Genomic DNA, 2,760 nt, shown 5'->3' with positions numbered 1-2,760 from the left:
CGTCAGCTGCTGGCACAGTCTGCTTCCCTTCCGGCCAGGGCGACCACCACCAGTGAGCTGGTCACGGGAGCCGGTGGCGAGAAAGTGCAGCGCGAGCTGGCGTTATATCGTAAATGTCCGGCCCTGCAGGAGAAGAAGCTGCACGAGCTGACCGACAGCCAGAAAGCAGTCGGCGATGCGCGGATGGTGCTGGTTCAGGAGGTGTTACGCCTTATGGACAACAGCGAAAACGGCGGTCTCAGCATGAAGCGCAAACAGGCGGTCGAGTTTATTGCCGACGCTTCTGTCGCCGGGACGCTGCCAGATTATGTGCAGCGGGCCGCCGATATCGCCAACGCCCGCAAGGGTGCCACCCGCGCCGGGGTCAGCGTGCCAACGCTTCAGCGCTGGCTGTCAGCCTGGATGGCGGCGGATACGGTGGGTGAACGCATGGCGCTGCTGGCACCGGGTAAGGTCAGCAAAAAAGAGGTGTTCCAGTATTCATGGATGCCGGACTTTATGCGCTTCTGGCGCGATACCAACAAACCCACCGTCATGATGGCGTACGAGAAGTTTGCGAAGTGGTCGGTTGAACAGTACGGAGACAACGAGATCATGTTATCCATGCTACCGAAGGTCGATACAGTGCGCTATGCACTGGACAAGCTGCCCGTAGCCGAGCGCGAGCGCGGACGTGCAACCGGCTCCGATTACAAGAAGTATCTGCCGTTCGTGCGCCGCGACTGGTCTGTTATCCCGGTTAATGGCGTATGGGTCGGCGATGGCCACGGCATGAAGATGGAAGTGATTAACCCTGAGACGGGCAAGCCGTTCCGGCCTGAGATTACGCTGGTGATCGACGCCCGCACCCGCGTGGTGGTCGGCTGGAGTCTGGCCATGTCCGAGAGCCAGGTCGCCGTAGGCGATGCCATCCGTAACGCAGTGTCACGCTATGGCGTACCGCTGATGTATTACTCCGATAACGGTGGCGGTGAGAAAAACGCCGTATTTGATGCCGATATTACCGGTATTTTCTCCCGCCTCGGTATTGAGCACCCCACCGGTATTCCGGGTAATCCACAGGGGCGCGGGATTATCGAACGCCTTAACCAGGAAATACCTAAGCGAGCGGCGATGGCCTTTGGCTCCTGGGTGGGTAAATCTGGTGACCGGGAGGCGCAACGCAAGTACCGCAAGGCGGTGGATTCAGCGGTCAATGCGCTGGAAAAAGGCCGGTCGCTGAATGATGTGCAGGCCACGTCCATGCGCAAGGTGCCGACGATGGAGCAGCTGGTCGCTGAGATTGAGCGCCAGATAGAGCGGCAAAATAATCGTCCACACCGCACTGCCGGAGCGTAACAACGGGCAACACTGGTCGCCGCTGGCCTACCGTAACCACGTTATTAAGCAGGAGCAGGAGGAAATTCAGTTCCTGACCAGCTCGGAACTGCATGAAATGTTCCGGCCAGAGCAGATTTGTACGGCCAGACGCGGCGAGATAAAATTGTTTAAAAATATCTATTTCAGCACGGAACTGGCCAGCGTCGAAGGCGAAGAGGTTCGCGTCTGCTTTGATATTCATGACCCCCACAGTGTTATCGTGCGGCGTATGGACGGCTCATGGATATGTGACGCTATCTGGAACGGTAATAAGGTCGACGCATTCCCGAAAGCCCGTATCGAGCAGCTTAAAGAGAAGCGTGTTAAACGCAGCGTTAAGAACCTGGAAGACAAGGTGCGTCGCAAGCAGGAAGAGCTGCGGCCAGCGCTTGAACAACGGCCTGAGATTGACGTCACGATGTTTGCCCCGGTGCGGGATAATAACGAACCTGAAAAGGTTTATTTATTCGAATCGGAATTTGAAAGCGATTTAAAGAAAGCCAGTAATCATCAATAAGGTTATTTAAATGAACATCAAAGATAAATTAATCCACTTGCTGGAGGGGACTGGCTACACTCAAAAAAAGTAGCCACTAAAACAGGTCTGAGCACAGCAGTTATTTTTCAGCATCTGAAAGGCGTCTATAACGGCAATATCAGTAACGTCGAGTCGGCTATCGCTGACTTTATCAGCCGCGAGGAAGAGCGCGCCCGCCGCCGTGAAGTTAAAGAATCCTTTGTTCAGACCCAGCTGGCCGGGCTGGCGCTGGGTTTAATCAGCAATACCCATATGGACAGCGATATCGGCGTTATTTATGGCCCGGCAGGTATGGGCAAAACGATGGCGCTGAAGCGCTATGTGGAGATGAATAAGGGCGCGATCCTGATTGAGGCCGACCCCGACTACACCGCCAAAGTGCTGCTGCAGGAGCTGTGCGCCCGTCTCGGCGTGAAGAAGAGCGGCAATATCCATGAGTTAAGCGAAGAGTGTATACAGGCGCTGACGGGCACTGGCTGGGTTGTCCTGGTGGATGAGGCCGAGCTGCTGCCATACCGCGCACTGGAAGTCCTGCGCCGTATCTACGACCGTTCTGGCGTTGCCATTGTGCTGGCGGGCATGCCTCGCCTGCTGATTAACCTCAAGGGGTCTCGCGGTGAGTTTGCGCAGCTCTACAGCCGCGTGGGTATGGCGTTAGACCTTGAGGCCCACAAGAGCAAGTCCGAGGTTGAGGACTTCAATACCATCCTCGCTAGCCTGCTGCCGGATGAAGATGGCGGTGACGTTATCTCAGTGCCGGGCGTTGCCGAGGCGTTTCTCAAATATTCAACGGGTAATTACCGTCGCATGTTCAAGCTGGCGCGGGGTGTGGTTCACGCCAGTGCTATCGGTAATCAGGGTAT

2 protein-coding genes and 1 pseudogene are annotated in these 2,760 nt (G+C 56.1%); all 3 read left to right on the top strand.

Annotated features, from left to right (window positions below; translation table 11 throughout):
* Positions 1-1,338, top strand: a 1,338-nt coding sequence (locus BBW68_RS09575) for an integrase catalytic domain-containing protein (protein ID WP_245675248.1), incomplete at its 5' end; no start/stop codon positions are given.
* 145 nt (positions 1,339-1,483) lie between these two features.
* Positions 1,484-1,876 (top strand): Mu transposase C-terminal domain-containing protein, encoded by a 393-nt coding sequence (locus BBW68_RS19765; protein WP_245675247.1) that lies wholly within the window; start codon positions 1,484-1,486, stop codon positions 1,874-1,876.
* Between the two features lie 10 nt (positions 1,877-1,886).
* Positions 1,887-2,760 (top strand): annotated as a pseudogene (locus tag BBW68_RS09565) (AAA family ATPase); the annotation flags it as partial.

Source organism: Candidatus Erwinia dacicola (assembly GCF_001756855.1).
GTDB lineage: Bacteria > Pseudomonadota > Gammaproteobacteria > Enterobacterales > Enterobacteriaceae > Erwinia > Erwinia dacicola.
This window is presented reverse-complemented; position numbering and strand designations above follow the sequence as displayed.